A 17997-nucleotide genomic window follows, 5' to 3' on the forward strand; every position below is an offset into this window, starting at 1 on the left:
GCCAAACCACTGGCTTGCTGAAACAAATGCAGCCACACTGGCACCATGACTGCAGCGCAAGAAACCTACTACAAGATCGCCCGGACAACCGAGCAGCTGTGCGGGCTGCTACAGGTGGACCCGGTCGCCGTGATGCGGCGCATGCGGTTTCCAGCGGATTTTCTGCATAACGAGGGGCGCGGTGTATCTGCGGCAGATTACTTTGCGGGATGGAATGCAATCATTGCGGAAGCTGACCGCGAAGACACCCCGCTCATGCTCGGTCGTGCCTATGCGCGCGGGCCGTTCAACCCGGCCTTCTTTGCCTTCACGTGCAGCCCCAACGTCGCCGTTGGATTGGAACGGTTGTCGCTGTTCAAACCCCTCACCGGTCCACTTGTTCTCAGGCTGAAGCGGACGCCATCGCAGGCCCTTGAGATTCACAAGTCCTCGAACCAGCCCACCCTGCCCCTGCCCGCGACCTTTGCAGCAACGGAACTGGTCTTTCTGACCGAGGCCATGCGCGCCTGCACGGGTCATCATGTGGTCCCGCAGGCCGCTCGCCTACCAGAACGGCTGGCCTGCCATGACGCATTGGAAGAGTTCATAGGTATTCCCATCGAAACTGGTGGGGCGAACAAGATGATCCTCGCGCCGGATGATGCAGACCGCAAGTTGCTGTCAGCAGATCCAGCGCAATGGGCGCAGCTTGAACCCGCGTTCAAACGCCAGATGCAATTGCAGACCTCGGAACAAGCGATAACAGCGCGTTTGCGCGCAACACTGGCGGAAATGCTGCCCGCTGGCGAAGCCACCATCGACGCGGCAGCGCGACGCATGCGGTTGAGCACCCGTAGCCTGCAAAGGCATCTGCGCGACGAAGGCACGCGATTTCAAAAGGTCCTCGACACCACACGCGCAGATCTGGCGCGCGATTACCTGACCTCAACCGAATTGAACGTGGCCGAAATCAGTTACTTGCTGGCCTATCGCGACCCGAACTCCTTCTACCGCGCCTTCAACACATGGACAGGCCAAACACCGCAATCCGTACGCGCCGCTGCCAACAGCTAGACCGCCTGCGTTGCATCATACCGATACACCCAGTCCTGGCGCGCATGTATCAGTCCTGGCGCGATGCGTGCGCCAAGTGCCATTGGTCCGTAGAATCCAATACTGCCCAGCGGAGTAGCTTTGTGGAACATGCGTGCATTGGCGGCTGATCCGGTCTGGATACGTGCGGTTCGCTCAATACGCAGGTCAAAATAGCGCTGCAATCCGTCCCCAATCGATGCAGTATCTTCCAACACTGCCGCAAGCGTCCACGCATCCTCGAACGCCTGCACCGCTCCCTGCGCCATGGAGGGCAACATTGGATGGGCAGCGTCACCTAAGAGGGTAACCTTCCCTTCGTGCCAGCGGGGCAATGGCGTCCGATCAAACAAGGCCCAGCGGTTCAAGACAGGTGCTTTTGCAATCAGCCCCAAAACAATTGGATGCCAACCATCAAAAACCGCCATTGCATCATCCCGACTGCCTTCGATCCGCCAGCCTTCAGGCGCCGGTTCAGGTTGTTCAACCATGCCCACAAAGTTGGCCAGAGTACCGGCGCGCAACCGCGTGGTAACGGCGTGGCGTTTGTCACCCGCCCAGACGCAGGCGGTTGGTGATGGTGGTAGCTCCAACGCATCAACGGGCACCACAGCGCGCCAAGCAATATTACCGGTGTATCGTGGCTTGTCGGGACCAAGCATTTGCTCACGGATAACCGAATGCAGTCCGTCAGCCCCAACAACAAGATCACCCGAGGCGCGGCTGCCGTCATTGAAAACAACAGCGCCTTCCGGATCATATCCCGAAACGCCCAGGCCAGTCTGCACAGCGTCCGGTGACAGTTCATTCAAACGCGCCGCCAACGCATCCACCAAATCGGCGCGGTGGATATGTATGTATGGCGCACCCCAACGCTGCGCCGCGTATCCTTTCATCGGCAAAGAAAACACCTGACGGCCTGATACACCCAAACGCATCTCGATCGCTTCGGGCTCAAAGAGTGTCTGTGCCAGATGTTCTGACACGCCCAGCGCCTCAAGCACATGCCACCCGTTGGGCGAAATCTGCAGCCCGGCACCAATTTCGGTGAGCGCCGGGGCCTGCTCGAACACCGACACGTCCCATCCCCGCAAACGGAGGGCAATTGCTGCGGACAGGCCGCCTATACCGCCACCAACGATCAATGCCTTCATGTCAGCACTCCGTCCGTCCGCAGCGCATCAATACTGGTCCGATCGTAACCAAGCTCGGACAACACCGTCTCAGCATCCTGCCCGGGTGCCGTCGACGGCCTTGGATGGCGCGGTGGAGTGTCGCTCAGACGAGGCGCGGGTGCGGCTTGCCAAACGTCGCCAACGGACACGTACGTATGGCGGCCCGCCATTTGCGGGTCATGCCGCGCCTCCTCCATCGACAGGACGGGTGCAACGCAAGCGTCAGTCCCTGCAAAGACATCAGCCCATTCATCGCGCGAGCGCTTTGCAAACAAGGAAGAGAACGTGTCGGTCAATGCTGGCCATCCGCTTCGATCATTCTGATTGGGCAGTCTGGCCGGGTTCAGTTCCAGCCCCGCAAGCAAGGCAGCATAAAACTGCGGCTCCAAAGCAGCGACGGCGACGTCACGCCCGTCAGCACAGCGGTAGCAGCGATAGAATGGCGCGCCACCATCCAACCAGTTTTGCCCGGGCTGATCCGTCCAAAACCCGTTGGCCATAAAGCCATGCAGCAACCCCATCATTGCTGGCACGCCATCAACCATCGCCGCGTCAACCACTTGACCCTTTCCCGTCCTGCCCCGTGCGATGACGGCAGAAAGAATCCCGAACACCAAAAACATGGCACCGCCACCATAGTCCGCAATCAGGTTCAATGGCGGGCGCGGTGGTGCATCAGCTGTCGCCATCAGGCTGAGCACCCCCGTTTGCGCCAGATAGGTCAGGTCGTGCCCGGCTGACTGCGCCAGTGGGCCGTCCTGCCCCCATCCGGTCATGCGACCATAGATCAGCCTGTCCGGAGCGTCGTCCGGCCCCAAACCAAGACGCTCCATCACGCCCGGGCGAAAGCCTTCGATCAGAATATCAGCTTTTGCAAGCAAGTCGCACGCAACACCTCGGCCCTTGTCGGATTTCAAATTCAACGCAATCGACCGCTTGTTGCGCCGGTTTACATCGCATGGGTCCGCAGGACCGGAGGCCCGATCAACCACCACAACATCCGCGCCCATATCCGCCAGAAGCTGCCCCGCCAAAGGCGCCGGGCCAAGCCCGGCAAACTCGATCACTTTCAACCCGTGCAGCGGTCCTGTCATCCACGGGCCTCAATCGTGCCATCTGCAACCCAACCGTCGAAGATCGCCAGCGCTGCATCCACAAATGCATCATCATTGATGTGAGCGGCGATCTCGGTGAAGCCCAGCGGCTCAGTGATCACAGCGCGCATTTCGTCACAAAAAGCGGCCAACCCCTCGGGATCATGCGCGGGTTGGCCCGGGCGATCCCATTCCTCGATCCCGCCGGATGGAAGGATCACATGCGCGGGGGTGTCGTTGGCCTTAAGCCGCTTGGCAATCTCTCGTGCGGTCGCCCGCCGTTCTTCTGTGTTGAAGGCGGAGCATTTGATCAATCGGTTGTGTGCGTGGAACGGCCGGTCGCGATACTGCTCCGGGATCTCCTGCCAGCCCGCAAAGTCAATCAGGTCAAGACAACCCGGTGCAACGATACGCGGAATGCCCGCACGCCCAGCATTCAGCATGCGATCTTCACCTCCATTCACCACGGACCCCGCCATCAGATTGCCAAGCTCAGACAAGGCGAAATCCATGACGCACACGAAACCACCCTCGCGGGCAATGCTTTCAAACGCCATGCCGCCCATGCCAGTGGCATGAAAGATCGCAACCTCGCACCCCCGCGCCTCCAGCTCTGGCTTCAGGCGCTTCATGTAGCGCAGACAAGATGAGCCAAGGGAGGTCATGCCAACCATCGGACGGTCCGCAGTTGGTGGCTCAACTGCCCGCGCAGCGCCCAGAACAGCCCCTGCCGCCTGGCTAAGCGACGCCTTGCAGACCGAGTTCAGACCATAAAGTCCGCCCGCCCAGAGGATCATCTGAATGTCTGCCGACAACCGATCTGTTGGAATGACAGGCGAAAAGCTGACTGTGGAGACCACATATTTGGGCACCCCCAATGGCAACGCCTGACAAACATCCAGCGCCACATCCGTGCCCATGGAGCCGCCCAAAATGACCACACCGTCAAACCGCCCCTGATCCAGCAAGGATCGCGCCAATGCGCTCGCCCCACGTGCCATGATCTGCATGGCCGTGTTTTCATCGCCGCTGTCGATCACCGCTTGAATGGTCGTGCCTGCCGCCTCTGCTACGTCGGATTTCGAGACATCGACCGGCTGCACGGGATCACCCAGAACAGAGATGTCCATCGCCAACACGCCACCGCCCATGGCCGTGATACGTTCGGCCATATAGGCCAATTCATCATTCTTAGTGTCGTATGTCCCGACAACCAAAATGGTTTTGTCCGCCATGCGAGCATTCCCTTGCCATGCTAGGACATGCAATCACAGGCGATCAAACAGGGAAACCGCAAAAGCGCCACGACACATGCATTGGCAAGTGCTCATCACAACAGCAACTGTTTGATGGATGAATACGTGACCGTCAGCGTGACATCAGTCCAACGACACGGTCGCCCAAACAAGGTCGTGATCAGATAACGGTTGGCCAGCCTCCGACACTGATGTCCTGACACCACAATCCATGCAGTCCAATCCGCGACCAGCGATCCAATCAAGCTTCATCTGCCGGTCAGGATGCGGGGTAATCAAGCTGGGCCTTGTTGTCATGCCGTCCGCCGTAAACTCCCACGAATAGCCACGGTTCTCAGCGAGGGAAAAGAGCGTTTCCTTCTGCCAATCGAAGTCAGGCGGCATATGGTTTCCGGTGTTCAAATCACCACCGATCAAAACCGGGCCAGACGGGGCAAAGGCATCGATGGCATCCAGCAGGATCTCAAACTGAATGTGCCTGTGCGCTGCATCCGCATTGCTTTCCAGATGCGTAGACACAACCGTAAGTGATCCCATCTCAGTTGGCAGTTCCGCCAACAGGGCCATACGACCACCGACACGCGGCTGTTCGGGATCTGACGCTCCGCTGTCGCCTGCAAACCAGTGGCCATGATCGTCAAGCCGAACCATCGCTGTCCGGTCAAACGGGACCGCCGACAGGATCGCATTGCCGTGCCAACCCAGCGTATTAAAATCGTCGGTGCACATTGTCAGTTCGGTCGGGCCGCCCAGCCCCAACTCATGGAATTCCACACCAAAGGCGTAAGCCATCGACATCGCTTCGGCAAAGTTCTCGGTCGTGTGGCGCTGCCCCGTGCGCGCCATACCGTGATCCACCTCTGACAACAGGATGATATCGGGTTTGATCGGTTCAAGGTGCTCAGCGCAGGCGTCCGGGAAAAGGCACCGCTCTACATTCCAGGCGGCAACTGTAAGTTCATCAGGCAATTTTGCGCGCTGCGCCCGGCCCCCCCATTGGACGGCATTCATCGCAGGCAGGTTGTTCAACAACTGCCGATGTGCATCCGAAGTGCGCGGGGCAGATAGAATGTGCTCCCGCTGCGCATCGCTCACCGGGTCAAGAACCGTCCGAACTTTGGTGATCATATCGCTTTACCGGTCTCCGGTTGGAACAGGCGGATCGCGTCCGGATTGATTTGCAGCTTAACCTCACCGGTTGTCGCCGTGGTATCTTTGCCAACGTGCACCGTAAAGGGATGCCCGGCCAAACGACCGTGGAGCAGGCGATGGGCTCCCAGCTCTTCGACGATTTCGATCGTGAAAGGCGTTGGACCGGCCGCGTCTATAACGACGTCTTCGGGACGAATGCCCATGGTGACCGGGCCGGTGTAATCTTGCTTTGCCGGAGCAGTCAGCGCGGCGCTGCCGTTCAATTTGATCTCGCCGTTTTCCAGTTGGGCATCCATCAGGTTCATCGGGGGTGCCCCCATGAAGGAAGCAACAAATTTCGAAGCCGGATTGTGATAGATTTCTGCAGGCGTGCCGATCTGCTCAATCTCACCACCGTTCAGAACAATGATGCGATCCGCCATGGTCATAGCCTCGACCTGGTCATGGGTCACATAGATGGACGTTACACCAAGACGGCGCTGCAGGGCTTTGATCTCGATCCGCATCTGGTTCCGCAATTTGGCGTCCAGGTTGGACAAAGGTTCGTCGAACAGAAACAGGGCCGGATCACGCACCACTGCGCGGCCCATGGCCACGCGCTGCCTCTGACCGCCGGACAGTTGCGATGGCTTACGATCCAGCAGCGCACCAAGGTCGAGCATCTTTGCCGCGTCCTGCACTTTTGCATCGATCTCTGCGGCAGAAGTACCCCGGTTCTTGAGGCCATAGCCGATGTTCTTGCGCACAGTCATATGCGGATAGAGCGCATAGTTTTGAAACACCATTGCGACATCACGATCCGCCGGATCAACGTCGTTGACTTGACGATCTCCGATGGAAAGCGACCCGGCCGTTATGTCCTCAAGGCCCGCAACCATGCGCAAAAGCGTCGACTTGCCACAGCCCGAAGGCCCCACAAGAACAACAAACTCTCCGTCCTCGATGTCAAAGCTGCATGGTTTCACCGCTTCAAATCCGTTCGGGTAGGTTTTGCCAACCCCGTCTAACTTAACTTGTGCCATTGGCAATGTTCCTACTTGTCTGACTCGGTCAGGCCCTTGACGAACCAACTTTGGAAGAAAATGACGATCAGGACGGGCGGCAGCATTGCGATGATCGCAAGCGCGAGAGCCTGACCATATTCCGGGATGGAGTTCGCATCGATCATTGTCTGATAGATCTGCTTGATGCCCCGGACGAGGGTGAACAGCCCTTCGTCAGTGGTGATGAGCGTGGGCCACAGATACTGGTTCCATCCGAATACAAACATGATGATGAAGATCGCAGCGATCATGGTTTGCGACAGGGGGACCAGAATATCGATGAAGAATTTCACCGGACCTGCCCCATCAATCCTTGCCGCCTCGGCCAACTCTTCGGGGACGGATCGGAAGAACTGTCGGAAAAAGAACGTGCCCGTGGCCGAAGCAATCAGCGGCACGATCAGTCCAGTATATGTGTTGGCAAGGTCAAGCCTCTGAATGGCCTCGTAAGAAGGCAGGATGCGCACCTCCAACGGCAAAAGCAGCGTTGTGAAGATGATCCAGAAAGCGAATGTCGCAAAGCGAAGCCGGAAATAGACAAGCGCATAGGCAGCCATCATGGAAATGATGATCTTGCCGATGGCAAAGCCCAGTCCAAGGATCAGTGAGTTCTTGAGCATCACCATACCGTCGATGGTGGCGGTAAAGCCCCCTTTTTCAAAGAGAGCCTTTGAATAGTTTTCCCCAAGGTGACTTCCCGGGGTAAACATGATGCCTTCGCGCGCAATCTGGACCGCGCTGTGGCTGGACGTAATGAATGCCAGCACCACGGGTACAAGCATGAAAAGCGCCCCCAGAATGAGGATCGTGTGGTCGAATACGGGCGCCCATCTAAAGGGCTTGCGGGTCTGTGTGCGTGCCATGACGTTGACCTCAGCTATAGTGAATGCGGCGTTCGATCAGCCGGAACTGAAAGACGGTAAGAACAAGGACCAGAACCATCAGGATCACGGATTGGGCCGACGAGCCGCCCAAATCGTTCCCGCGGAAACCGTCCATATACACCTTGTAAACAAGGGTCATCGGGTTGTTGCCCGGCTCACCCTTCACTAGCGTGTCGATGATGCCAAAGGTATCGAAGAGCGCGTAGGTGATATTGATGATCAACAGGAAGAACCCTGTTGGCGCCAGCAGCGGGAATGTAATGTCCCAAAACCTGCGAACGCCCGAGCGATTGTCGATCATGGCAGCTTCACGCACCGCTCTGGGTATGGATTGAAGACCCGACAGGAAGAAGATGAAGTTGACCGGGATTTGCTTCCAGACCGAAACGATAATGAAGGCCGTCGCAGTTGAATTGTAGTCCACCAGGATTTTGTAGTCCCAGCCCAGCGCCTTGAAGAAATCTGTTATAGGCCCGGTGTGCTGGTGAAACAGCATGATGCCCATGAAACCCGCCACTGGCGGCGCCACGGCATAGACCCACATCAGAAGCGTGCGGTAGCTTTTTGCGCCCCGAATGACCTTGTCCGCCTTCACCGCAAGCAACAGCGCGATGGACAGCGAGAAGAAGGTCACAAGGGCCGTGAACACCACGGTAAACCAGGCAATCCGCATGTATTCCGAATTGGCTGTCAGGTCGGTGTAGTTTTCAAAACCCACAAAAGTCGATCCAAAACCGAACGGATCCTGAAGGTAGAAAGAAGACTGAACCGCCCAGCCCGCTGGCCAATAGAAAAATATCGCGATGATCGAAAGCTGCGGTAAAAGCAGCGCCACAGGCAGCCAAATGCTGGTGAACCCGGCTCGTTTCATTCGGAATCCCTTTTGCAGAAAAGCGGCGACCGCGAGAAACGGTCGCCGCCGATATGAAACGCGATGCTTAGCCTTGCGTTTTGGCGAAGCGCTCCAAGAGCTTGTTGGATTCCGCCTCGATCGTGGCAAAACCGCTTTCGACATCCGTTTCACCGGTCAGGATACGGCCGTATTCGCGGTTCATCACGTCACGGATTTGAACATAGAAGCCCATGCGGTAGCCGCGTGTGAATTCGCCCGCAGGCAGTGAAAGCTGCTGGATACCAACCTCGGCCGCCGGGAATTTCTCGTAGTGACCGTCAGCCTTGGCAGCTTCATAAGCAGCTTCAGTGATCGGCACATAGCCGGTCGCCTGATGCCAGAAATACTGCGTGTCGGACGATGTCAGGTAACGGAAGAATTCTGCAGCGGCCTTGTTCTCCTCAGCAGATTGGCCGGACATCGCAAACAGGGCCGCGCCACCGATAAAGGTTTGTGTGGGTTCGGTTGTCACAGCTTCCCAATAGGGCAGCATTGTCGCCGAAAAATCAAAGCCCAGATCCTTGGCCAACAATCCACCGAACGAGCCCGAGGACCCAAGCCACATCGCGACATTTCCATCTTCAAACGGCTTGGCATTGTCTCCCCATCCGGTGCCGTACCATTCAAACAAACCCTGCTCTTTCCAGTCTACCAATGCAGAAAAATGTGCCTTGATAGCCGGGTTGTTGATCATGATCTGCGTGTCGTTGCTGTCGTATCCGTTGTTGCTGGACGCGAACTGCAGGTTGTGCCGGGAAAAGAAGTTCTCGGTGAAAATCCACGGCAGGTGCGATTGGCTCAGCGGAATGTAACCCGCCTCTTTCAACGCCGGAGCGGTGACATTGGCAAACTCTTCCCATGTCGCGGGCGGGGTCACACCGGCTTTTTCAAGCGCCTGTATGTTGTAGTACATGATGGGCGTGGAAGAGTTGAACGGCATGCCGATCATCTTGCCATCGCTATCCGCGTAGAAATACCGCACACCGGCAATGTAGTCATTGATGTCGAAATCGATGCCATTGTCCGCCAGTAGATCCTGCACCGGGATGGTCGCACCTTGCGCACCGATAACGGTGGCGGCCCCGGCATCAAACACCTGAATGATGTTGGGCTGTTCACCTGCACGGAAGGCAGCGATGCCAGCAGTCAATGTTTCTTCATAGGAACCTTTGAAAACGGGCGTGATCTTGTATTCGTCCTGGCTTGCGTTGAAACCAGCGGCAACTTGGTTGACCGTCTCTCCGAGCTGGCCACCCATCGCATGCCAGAACGTGATTTCGGTTTCGGCCAAAGCCGCTTGACCTGCGAATACGGCGCTGACAGCGACCGCTCCAAGTTTAAAAAAGTTCATTACATTGCTCCGTGTCGTCGGACTATTTGGCTTTAGCAACTTGTGTCTTGACCGCATTGTCCTCGGCAGACGCAAGTGCTGTTTCAGTTACATGGACTACACTGCCCTATGTCGCACAGAATGTGCACACGTGTTCAGTACGAGTTAAATGTAACGGTGATGCTACGGTTTCACTTCCGTATTGCAAAGAATTTCTTACAACGAGAAGGTGTACCTGAACGCCCCAAACTGCCGCAAAACGCTTGTTAATATGGCCAAACGCAAACGTATTACTGCTCAAATGGTTGCCGATCGCGCGGGCGTTTCCCGATCCGCGGTGTCACGCGCATTCACCAAAGGCAGCTACCTGGAAGAATCAAAGCGCCAAAAAATCTTGGAAATCGCGACTGAGATTGGGTACCAACCCAACGCCCTCGCAGCCGGACTTCAAGGTGGACGGTCTCGTCTGGTTGCGGTGATCGAGGGCGACGTGCGCAACGCGCATGATACCGCGGTGATCAGCCAACTGTGCAGCGCGCTCAATGCAAACGGCTTTTGGCCGATTCTTGTCAGCGTGACCCGGATGAACGGCGGTGCCGACGCTCTGGCCTTTCCTCTGGACGCACTTATCGTCCGCGGCGGCAGCATGTCAGAAGACCTTGTTCACCGATGTGCCAAACTCGGGGTGCCAATGATCTGCTATGGACGCCCCACCGAAGAGCTCAACATCGACTCGGCCTACTGCAAGAACCGGACGGGAATGGAATTGGCGGCCGAATTGCTGGTCTCCAAAGGCCGGCGCGCGTTTGGCTATGTCGGCGGACCAGACCAGTTCTATTCCTCCATGCAACGGCGAAAGGGGGTCTTGAACGTACTCGAAAGGGCCAACCTAAGTCTGGAAGCCGAGGTGGTCAGTGATTTTTCCGTGGACGGTGGTTTTGCCGCAGCACGCAGCTTGCTTATGGCAAACACTCACTTGGATGCATTGATCTGCGCCAACGACGCCATGGCGATCGGCGCGCTTGGGGCAGCGCATACGCTTGGGATCGCCGTACCAGACAGGTTGTCCGTGGTTGGCTTCGATGATGCCGACATGGCGGATTGGCAGATCACGCAATTGACCACGGTACGGAACCCGCTTGAGACAACCGTTCAGGAAATCCTCAAACTGCTTGTTGATCGGATTGACAATCCTGACAGAGAGTGTCGGACGATCCGGGTAGAGCCACAACTTATCCTTCGCGGAACGCATTAACCCACCGGTGTTGATGGTATCGTCAACGGCATGACCACGGCCCGAACACGCTGACCGTTCGTGCCAAACGCTTGAATGCAGCGCGCCGCAATACCCTTTGGGAGCATATCGGCGCTCTGAATAACCGACCTGCAACCCTGAAGGGTGGCACATCGCGCACCCGGCCCTATCTTTTTGATTACCGACGCTCAGCACGGAGACTTAGGCATGGCAATTTCACTCAAGCTCAACGGAAAAACCAACGAAGTGGAGGCGGAACCCGGCACGCCACTCCTGTGGGTCATACGCGACGAACTTAACATGACAGGCACGAAATTCGGATGCGGTGTAGCCTCTTGCGGCGCGTGTACAGTGCACCTGAACGGCGAACCTGTCCGGTCTTGCCAAACCTACATCGAAGACGTGGAAGGTGCAGAAATCACGACCATCGAAGCCGTCGGTGAAAACCCAATTGGAGCGGCCGTGCAGCAGGCCTGGGTGGAATTGGACGTCGTGCAATGCGGCTACTGCCAGTCCGGGCAAGTCATGTCTGCCGTCGGCCTCTTGTCCGAGAACCCACGGCCATCGGCCGAGGAAATTGATGATTACATGTACGGCAACGCCTGCCGTTGCGCCACGTACCAACGTATCCGCGCGGGCATTCAACGCGCCGCAGAAATCCTGGAGGCTTGATCATGACCGTAAACACATCTCGCCGTGGTTTTCTGAAGGGTGCCGCAGCCGCAGGCGCCGTTCTGGTCGTGGGCGTTCGCCCTGACGGTGCACTTGCCGCCTCGAGCAACCCATCGATGCTAACACCTTTCGTTCAGATTGATACTAACGGGTCGGTAACGGCCATCATCAAGCACTTTGAAATGGGTCAGGGTCCGTCGACGGGGCTGACAACACTGATCGCCGAGGAAATGGGCCTGTCGATGGACCAGATCGGCTATGATTTTGCTCCATCCAACCCACAAGTCTACAACAACACCCTCTTCGGCCCCATGCAGGGCACAGGCGGCTCGACCGCCATGGCCAATTCCTATCTGCAGTATCGCCAGGCGGGGGCCGCTGCGCGCGAGATGCTTCTACAGGCCGCGGCGGATACATGGAGTGTGGACCCAAGCACGCTCAGCATCGAAGACGGTGTTATTTCGGGTCCGGCGAATGCTGCACCTCTCGGTCAATTTGTGGAAGCAGCCGCTGCTCTTGATGCGCCGGCAGAACCGCGTCTCAAGGATCCATCCGAGTTTCGCCTGATCGGTAATCCGGGTGTCCGCCGCCTCGACAGTGCCGCCAAGGGCAACGGGACAGCGATGTTCGCCATGGACATACGGCGTCCGAACCAGATGGTCGCCATGATTGCCCGCCCCGAGCAGCAACGCGCCACCGCCATCAGCGTAGATGCCAGCGGTGCCGAAGGGATCAAGGGGTTCATCAACGCTGCGATCCTGCCCAATCAGGCTGGTGTGGCTGTCTTTGCCGAAAACACATGGGCTGCCATGCAGGCGCGCGATGCACTTTCAATCGAGTGGGACACGTCAAACGCGGAAACCCGCAGCTCCGACCAGATCGAGACAGACATACGCGCCGCACTTGAGGCCGAGCCAACCTTCAATGTAAACGGGGCCGACGTGACCGCCGTGCAAGCCGCGATTGACGGGGCGGACACTGTGGTTGAGGAAACCTTCTATTTCCCCCTGCTTGCACATGCGCCGATGGAGCCGCTCAACTGCACCATCGAACAGACCGACGACGGCGGCATTCTGCTGCATGACGGGTGCCAGATTCCAACGATCCCCCATGGTGCGATTGCCCAAATCTTCGACCTGGCCTTCGAAAAAGTGCAGATCAAGACCGTGCTCGCAGGTGGATCATTCGGGCGCCGTGCAACGCCAAGCGCCGACTACCAGGTCGAAGCCGCCCTAGCCTTCTCGCTCACCGACCGCTCCCGTCCCGTGCATCTGGTCTGGTCGCGCGAGGATGACCTGCGTTCAGGCTACTACCGTCCAGCCTTTGGACACAAAGTGCGGGTCGGCTTGAACGGATCGGGTAACATCGTCGGCTGGGAACACCGCGTCGCTGGCCAATCGATCATGAAAGGCACGCCATTCGAATCCTTCGCCGTGCATGACGGCGTCGATCACTCCTCGATCGAAGGGACTTCAGACAGCCCCTACCAGATCCCGGGCGCGGCCTTTGGTCTGACAGACACAGAAAAGGCCACCAGCACGCTATGGTGGCGGGCTGTCGGCCACACGCACACGGCCTATGTCATGGAAGTCATGATGGATATGGCTGCCAAGGCGGCTGGCATTGATCCCGTTGAGTTCCGGTTGGCATACCTGACCGGTGACGAAGCAGACCAGGCCCGCAAAGCAGGCGTCTTGAAACTGGCCGCCGAGAAAGCGAACTGGGGCAATCCCGCCGAAGGACGCAGCCAAGGCATCGCCGTGCACAAATCCTTTGGCTCCTACGTGGCAGAAGTCGTGGAAGTCTCCGGCAATGCCGACGACGGGATCAGGATTGAAAAGGTCACCTGCGCTGTTGATTGCGGCATCGCGGTGAACCCCGACGTCATCAAGGCACAGATGGAAGGTGGGATTGGCTACGGCATCGGCCATAACATGCGTGACAAGATCACCCTGACGGACGGTGTCGTAGACCAGTTCAACTTCCCAGACTACGAGCCGCTGCGGATCACCGATATCGGTGAGATCGACGTGCATATCGTGCCGTCCGCCGAAGCGCCCACAGGTGTCGGTGAACCCGGCACGCCACCCGCCGCCCCGGCGCTTGCCAACGCCATTGCGGCCGCCAGCGATCTGCGCGTCGCAGCGCTTCCGATGGAAGACAACGGCGTGTTCTTCGCCTGACTTTAACCCCCGGCGTCCGCGCCGGGGGTCACTCTCTCTTGCCCTTCCGGCCGCTATGCCCATGATGGCACCAAACAGAAGGACAGGAGACGCATATGCCCCACACCACCGCCGTCATCGGCCTTGGCTCTATGGGCTACGGCATTGCGCAATCCTGCCTTGCCGCCGGGCATACCACACACGGCTTCGACATTGCCCCGGCACAAGTCGAACGGTTCCGTGCAGAAGGCGGCGCTGTTGGGGAACTCACCGAAATCGCGGACACGCTCGATGCCGTCATTGTGGTTGTCCTCAACGCAGCCCAAACCGAAGCGGTCCTGTTCAGAGAGGCCGGGATCGTGCCGCACTTGAAACCTGGTACTGTCGTGATGGCGTGCGCAACAGTCCCGCCCGACTTCGCAAAAGACATGGAAGCGCGCTGCAACGCGCACAACATCCACTACCTCGACGCACCGATCTCGGGCGGGTCTGTGAAGGCCGCGCAAGGTGCGCTTTCCATCATGGCATCTGGCACAGCGGATGCCTTTACAGCCGCGAAACCCATCCTTGAGGCAACTGCGGAAACCGTCTTTGAACTGGGGGATCATGCAGGCCCCGGCTCGGCCATGAAAGCTGTCAACCAATTGCTGGCGGGCGTCCACATCGCCACGATGGCCGAGGCGCTGACATTTGGCATGACCCAAGGGGTTACTCCCGAACAGTTTGTCGAGGTGATCTCGAAATGCGCAGGCTCCAGCTGGATGTTGGAAAACCGCGCCCCGCACATTGTAGCGGGGGACTACACCCCCCACTCATCGGTGAACATCTGGCCAAAGGATCTGGGCATTGTCCTCGACATCGCCAAATCCGCCAGTTTCTCGGCCCCCATCACCGCCGCCGCCCTGCAACAATTCATCGCTGCCGCAGGCATGGGGCTTGGTGGGGAAGACGACGCTGCCGTGGTCAAAGTCTATGCCCGAAACGCAAGGCTGACGCTGCCCGGAGAGGACGCATGAGGTTCTCTGCCAATCTGGGCTTTCTGTGGAACGACCGCCCCCTGCCCGACGCCATCCATGCCGCCAAGGCTGCAGGTTTCGATGCGGTAGAATGCCACTGGCCCTACGATATTCCGGCGCAGGACGTACGTACAGCACTCGATGCAACGGGCCTGCCGATGCTGGGCCTCAACACATCACGCGGGGATGTAGCTGGGGGCGAAAACGGCCTTGCCGCTCTGCCCGGTCGCACGGACGACGCCCGCGCGGCCATTGATCAGGCGATTGCCTATGCCGACATCGTCGACGCAGGTGCGATCCACGTCATGTGTGGCTTTGCAAGCGGTGCCGAAGCCCACACCACATTCATCGAAAACCTGCGCTATGCCTACGCCGCAACCCCGCGCACAATCCTGATCGAACCGCTCAATCGCCACGACGCGCCCGGCTATTTCCTGCAATCAACGGATCAGGCTCGCGCGATCATCGCCCAAGTCGATGCGCCCAACCTCAAACTCATGTTCGACTGCTACCATGTCGGCCGGACCGAGGGCGACATCCTGACCCGCATCACAGACCTTGGCGATCTAATCGGGCACATCCAATTCGCCTCGGTCCCCGACCGCGGCGCGCCGGATCACGGAGAGTTGGACTACGCCACCATCTTTGCTGCGCTCCAAGATTGGCCGCGCCCGCTGGGTGCGGAATACAAACCGGTCGGTGATACAGATACTACGCTGGCCTGGATGCAGCATTATCGTTGATCCGGCCAATCGACAGCCAGCTCAACACGATCATCGCCGCCGCTGTTGCAAGGCACAGGGCCACTCCGCCAAGCTGGTAGGTCAGCCCTGACAACACGGTGCCGATCAACCGGCCCGCCGCATTGGCCATGTAGTAGAACCCAACATCCATCGTGACCCGCTTTGCATCGGTAAAGGCAAGGATCAGATACGAGTGCAGCGACGAATTGAGCGCAAAAAGCACGCCGAAAACCAGCAACCCGAGCACGACAAAAGCCGTCAGCCAATACGTTGGTGTTCCCACGAACCAGACGGCCACAGCCAAAATGGCAGGCACGAAAAAGAGCGTTCCGACCCAAAACCGCGCCGCGTGCGCCAGATCGGCCTCGCTCCTCTGCGCGCTGCGCAGGATGGTCGGCGCCTTGGCCTGTACTGCTCCGTAAAGGATCACCCAAACCGCCATGAAGATGCCGATCATGAAGAACGCGGCACGCTGGCCTTCGGGGCTGCCATCGCTCAGGACCGAATAGAAATAGATCGGGATGCCCACGACAAACCACACGTCCCGCGCGCCGAACAGGAACACGCGCGCCGCGCTTAGCCAATTGACACGCCGGTTCTTTGAAAAGACTTCTTTGAACTTCGCATCCTTGCGCCCCGCCGGCAGCCCTCCGGGCATGCGGAGCAGCACCACGATCAAGATCAGCGCCAAGATGGCCGCCATTCCCAATACACTTGGCACAAAACCAAACAGCGCCAATGCCCCGGCCCCGAGAAGAAAGCCAAAGCCCTTCACCGCGTTCTTCGACCCAGTCAGCAAAGCGACCCAGCGGAACAGCCCATCGCCTTCGGCGGGCGCCAGCAGCTTCACCGCAGATTTCGACGACATCTTGGCCAGATCCTTGGCCACGCCAGATAACCCCTGCACCGCCATCACGAAGACAACCGAAGCAGCAACCGACCAAGCTGGATCAAGCTGCGCCAAGGCCAGCAACGCCACCACCTGCAAGCCAAGCCCGGCATAGAGGGTTGATGTCAGCCCGAACCGCGCGGCAATCCAACCCGCGCTCAGGTTCGTCACCACGCCGGCAATCTCGTACAGCACAAAGAGATAGGCGAGTTGCACAGGCGAAAAGCCCAGCGTGTTGAAGTGCAACAGCACCAACATCCGCAACGCACCGTCCGTCAGCATAAACGCCCAATAGGCGGCCGTGACAGCCACATACGCGGCGAAACCCGTCGGTCGGGTCAAAGGCTGTCACCCACCATCTGCGCCACGTCAACAAGCCGGTGGGCATAGCCCCATTCGTTGTCGTACCAGGCATAAACTTTCACCTGCGTCCCGTTCACCACCATGGTGCTTGGCGCATCCACGATGCTCGACCGCGGATCATTGGTGTAGTCGGTTGAAACAAGGGGACGCGTCTCGTACCCAAGAATGCCCTTGAGCGGCCCGTTCGCAGCCGCTTCGAACAGCGCGTTCACTTCTTCCACGGTCGTTTCCCGCTCAACCTCGAACACGCAATCGGTCAGGGAGGCATTCAGCAGCGGCACCCGCACCGCATGACCGTTCAGCTTGCCGGTCAACTCGGGATAGATCAGCGTGATCGCCGTGGCCGAGCCAGTGGTCGTCGGAATCAGCGAATTCAGCGCCGACCGCGCACGCCGCAAATCCTTCGCCGGACGGTCCACGATGGTCTGCGTGTTGGTCACATCGTGGATCGTCGTGATCGACCCATGCTTGACCCCCAAACCTTCGTGTATCACTTTAACAACAGGCGCTAAGCAATTGGTTGTACAGGATGCGGCTGTCACGATGGGTTGCCCGACGTAGACATCATTGTTGACGCCATAGACGATGTTTGCCGTCTCTCCGTCCTTGACGGGCGCAGACACAACCACCTTCTTCACACCCGCTTCAAAGTACGGGGCCAACTTCGCCTCGGTTTTGAAGACACCGGTGCAATCAATCACAACGTCCACACCGTCCAGCGGCAGCTCTTCAATCGCGCGGACAGACAGCGCGGGGATCCGCGTCCCATCAATCGTGATGCTGTCATCATCCGTCGCAAACTCGGCATCCCAACGCCCATGGACAGTGTCGAACTCCAGCAAATGCGCATGCATCGCCGGATCACCCACCGCGTCGTTGACAAACGCAATCTCACAGCCGCGTTCCAGCAACGGCTTGAGGGCCAGTTTTCCAATCCGGCCCAAGCCGTTCACCGCGTATCGAGTCATGTCATCCCCCATCTTCCGCCGTGCGCTATGTC

16 protein-coding genes are annotated in these 17997 nt (G+C 58.4%); 6 read left to right on the top strand and 10 right to left on the bottom strand.

Annotated elements, in window-relative coordinates:
* Nucleotides 1–45 precede the first annotated feature (45 nt).
* Nucleotides 46–1053, top strand: coding sequence for an AraC family transcriptional regulator (locus IE087_RS07980; RefSeq protein WP_189368780.1), 1008 nt, complete (start codon nt 46–48; stop codon nt 1051–1053).
* Here IE087_RS07980 and IE087_RS07985 read toward each other — a convergent pair.
* From IE087_RS07985 to IE087_RS08020, 8 genes are all read right to left on the bottom strand, one after another.
* On the bottom strand, nt 1050–2225 hold the full coding sequence (locus IE087_RS07985; protein ID WP_189368781.1) for an FAD-dependent monooxygenase: 1176 nt from the start codon (nt 2223–2225) through the stop codon (nt 1050–1052). The genes IE087_RS07980 and IE087_RS07985 overlap by 4 nt on opposite strands.
* Complete coding sequence (locus IE087_RS07990; protein WP_189368782.1) at nt 2222–3340, bottom strand: CaiB/BaiF CoA transferase family protein; 1119 nt, start codon at nt 3338–3340, stop codon at nt 2222–2224. The genes IE087_RS07985 and IE087_RS07990 overlap by 4 nt, the downstream gene beginning before the upstream one ends.
* The gene (locus IE087_RS07995) at nt 3337–4575 is read right to left on the bottom strand and encodes a Tm-1-like ATP-binding domain-containing protein (protein WP_189368783.1); all 1239 of its coding nucleotides are present in this window, start codon (nt 4573–4575) and stop codon (nt 3337–3339) included. Before IE087_RS07995 ends, IE087_RS07990 begins: the two co-directional genes overlap by 4 nt.
* Nucleotides 4576–4719: 144 nt before the next feature.
* Nucleotides 4720–5724 (bottom strand): endonuclease/exonuclease/phosphatase family protein, encoded by a 1005-nt coding sequence (locus tag IE087_RS08000; protein ID WP_189368784.1) that lies wholly within the window; start codon nt 5722–5724, stop codon nt 4720–4722.
* Nucleotides 5721–6770, bottom strand: a complete 1050-nt coding sequence (locus IE087_RS08005; protein ID WP_189368785.1) for an ABC transporter ATP-binding protein — start codon at nt 6768–6770, stop codon at nt 5721–5723. Before IE087_RS08005 ends, IE087_RS08000 begins: the two co-directional genes overlap by 4 nt.
* A gap of 11 nt (nt 6771–6781) precedes the next feature.
* Nucleotides 6782–7654, bottom strand: coding sequence for a sn-glycerol-3-phosphate ABC transporter permease UgpE (ugpE, locus tag IE087_RS08010; RefSeq protein WP_189368786.1), 873 nt, complete (start codon nt 7652–7654; stop codon nt 6782–6784).
* Between the two features lie 10 nt (nt 7655–7664).
* Nucleotides 7665–8546, bottom strand: a complete 882-nt coding sequence (locus tag IE087_RS08015; RefSeq protein WP_189368787.1) for an ABC transporter permease subunit — start codon at nt 8544–8546, stop codon at nt 7665–7667.
* Between the two features lie 67 nt (nt 8547–8613).
* Nucleotides 8614–9918, bottom strand: a complete 1305-nt coding sequence (locus IE087_RS08020; RefSeq protein WP_189368788.1) for an extracellular solute-binding protein — start codon at nt 9916–9918, stop codon at nt 8614–8616.
* Nucleotides 9919–10168: 250 nt separating this feature from the next.
* On the opposite strand from IE087_RS08020, the gene IE087_RS08025 reads away from it, so the two are divergent.
* The 5 genes from IE087_RS08025 (at nt 10169) to IE087_RS08045 (ending at nt 15745) form a co-directional block, all read left to right on the top strand.
* Nucleotides 10169–11152 carry a LacI family DNA-binding transcriptional regulator gene (locus IE087_RS08025; protein WP_189368789.1) on the top strand — a complete coding sequence of 328 codons (984 nt, stop codon included), beginning with the start codon at nt 10169–10171 and terminating at the stop codon, nt 11150–11152.
* A gap of 207 nt (nt 11153–11359) precedes the next feature.
* The gene (locus IE087_RS08030) at nt 11360–11824 is read left to right on the top strand and encodes a (2Fe-2S)-binding protein (RefSeq protein WP_189368790.1); all 465 of its coding nucleotides are present in this window, start codon (nt 11360–11362) and stop codon (nt 11822–11824) included.
* A 2-nt stretch (nt 11825–11826) separates the two neighbouring features.
* Nucleotides 11827–14007 (top strand): xanthine dehydrogenase family protein molybdopterin-binding subunit, encoded by a 2181-nt coding sequence (locus IE087_RS08035; RefSeq protein ID WP_189368791.1) that lies wholly within the window; start codon nt 11827–11829, stop codon nt 14005–14007.
* A 95-nt stretch (nt 14008–14102) separates the two neighbouring features.
* Complete coding sequence (gene ltnD, locus IE087_RS08040; protein ID WP_189368792.1) at nt 14103–15002, top strand: L-threonate dehydrogenase; 900 nt, start codon at nt 14103–14105, stop codon at nt 15000–15002.
* Nucleotides 14999–15745 carry a hydroxypyruvate isomerase family protein gene (locus IE087_RS08045; protein ID WP_189368793.1) on the top strand — a complete coding sequence of 249 codons (747 nt, stop codon included), beginning with the start codon at nt 14999–15001 and terminating at the stop codon, nt 15743–15745. Before ltnD ends, IE087_RS08045 begins: the two co-directional genes overlap by 4 nt.
* Here IE087_RS08045 and arsJ read toward each other — a convergent pair.
* Nucleotides 15714–16976 carry an organoarsenical effux MFS transporter ArsJ gene (gene arsJ, locus IE087_RS08050; protein ID WP_189368794.1) on the bottom strand — a complete coding sequence of 421 codons (1263 nt, stop codon included), beginning with the start codon at nt 16974–16976 and terminating at the stop codon, nt 15714–15716. The genes IE087_RS08045 and arsJ overlap by 32 nt on opposite strands.
* A complete protein-coding gene (locus tag IE087_RS08055) occupies nt 16973–17965 on the bottom strand; it encodes an ArsJ-associated glyceraldehyde-3-phosphate dehydrogenase (protein WP_189368795.1) in 993 nt (330 codons plus the stop codon). Before IE087_RS08055 ends, arsJ begins: the two co-directional genes overlap by 4 nt.
* Nucleotides 17966–17997 lie beyond the last annotated feature (32 nt).

The organism is Tateyamaria omphalii, from assembly GCF_014651375.1.
GTDB lineage: Bacteria > Pseudomonadota > Alphaproteobacteria > Rhodobacterales > Rhodobacteraceae > Tateyamaria > Tateyamaria omphalii.

Coding starts and splice junctions, on each gene's coding strand:
- IE087_RS08020 (WP_189368788.1), bottom strand. CDS start 9,918: ATGAACTTTTTTAAACTTGGAGCGGTCGCTGTCAGCGCCGTATTCGCA.
- IE087_RS08045 (WP_189368793.1), top strand. CDS start 14,999: ATGAGGTTCTCTGCCAATCTGGGCTTTCTGTGGAACGACCGCCCCCTG.
- IE087_RS08015 (WP_189368787.1), bottom strand. CDS start 8,546: ATGAAACGAGCCGGGTTCACCAGCATTTGGCTGCCTGTGGCGCTGCTT.
- IE087_RS08055 (WP_189368795.1), bottom strand. CDS start 17,965: ATGACTCGATACGCGGTGAACGGCTTGGGCCGGATTGGAAAACTGGCC.
- IE087_RS08000 (WP_189368784.1), bottom strand. CDS start 5,724: ATGATCACCAAAGTTCGGACGGTTCTTGACCCGGTGAGCGATGCGCAG.
- IE087_RS07990 (WP_189368782.1), bottom strand. CDS start 3,340: ATGACAGGACCGCTGCACGGGTTGAAAGTGATCGAGTTTGCCGGGCTT.
- IE087_RS07980 (WP_189368780.1), top strand. CDS start 46: ATGACTGCAGCGCAAGAAACCTACTACAAGATCGCCCGGACAACCGAG.
- IE087_RS07995 (WP_189368783.1), bottom strand. CDS start 4,575: ATGGCGGACAAAACCATTTTGGTTGTCGGGACATACGACACTAAGAAT.
- ugpE (WP_189368786.1), bottom strand. CDS start 7,654: ATGGCACGCACACAGACCCGCAAGCCCTTTAGATGGGCGCCCGTATTC.
- ltnD (WP_189368792.1), top strand. CDS start 14,103: ATGCCCCACACCACCGCCGTCATCGGCCTTGGCTCTATGGGCTACGGC.
- IE087_RS07985 (WP_189368781.1), bottom strand. CDS start 2,225: ATGAAGGCATTGATCGTTGGTGGCGGTATAGGCGGCCTGTCCGCAGCA.
- IE087_RS08005 (WP_189368785.1), bottom strand. CDS start 6,770: ATGGCACAAGTTAAGTTAGACGGGGTTGGCAAAACCTACCCGAACGGA.
- IE087_RS08035 (WP_189368791.1), top strand. CDS start 11,827: ATGACCGTAAACACATCTCGCCGTGGTTTTCTGAAGGGTGCCGCAGCC.
- IE087_RS08025 (WP_189368789.1), top strand. CDS start 10,169: ATGGCCAAACGCAAACGTATTACTGCTCAAATGGTTGCCGATCGCGCG.
- IE087_RS08030 (WP_189368790.1), top strand. CDS start 11,360: ATGGCAATTTCACTCAAGCTCAACGGAAAAACCAACGAAGTGGAGGCG.